Origin of the sequence: Streptomyces sp. P9(2023) (assembly GCF_032436795.1) — a bacterium.
Lineage (GTDB): Bacteria > Actinomycetota > Actinomycetes > Streptomycetales > Streptomycetaceae > Streptomyces.
In genome coordinates, this window is record NZ_JAUPWM010000375.1 from 1 (window position 1) to 281 (window position 281).

The 281-nt window shown below is 63.3% G+C and carries 1 protein-coding gene; it reads right to left on the reverse strand.

Annotation, left to right across the window (positions count from 1 at the left end; genetic code table 11):
- Nucleotides 1-214 (reverse strand): hypothetical protein (locus tag Q5762_RS38005; protein ID WP_315896877.1); only part of this gene is annotated, 214 nt, incomplete at its 3' end.
- Nucleotides 215-281: the final 67 nt, after the last annotated feature.

Below are 281 nucleotides of genomic sequence, written 5' to 3' on the forward strand. Positions count from 1 at the left end.
GTCCGACGCAGCGTTTGCGATCTTCGTCGGACTTGTCACCGTGGCCGAACAGGCGCTGACCCTTCTCGAGCCGCAGAATCGTGCCGCTGTGTGCCAGCTGCTGGCGCCGCTTGGCGCTGAGCACGCCGAAGACGCTGTCGCGAGCCAGCGTCTCCGCGACTTTCATCGAGTGTTTTTCTTCAAGCACCTGAATCGCCGAGGTCGCCCCTTCCATTGGGCGAAATTATCAATCGCGTTCGCAGGCGCAAGCGCAGCCGGCCGTCGACACACAACCTCGCGCG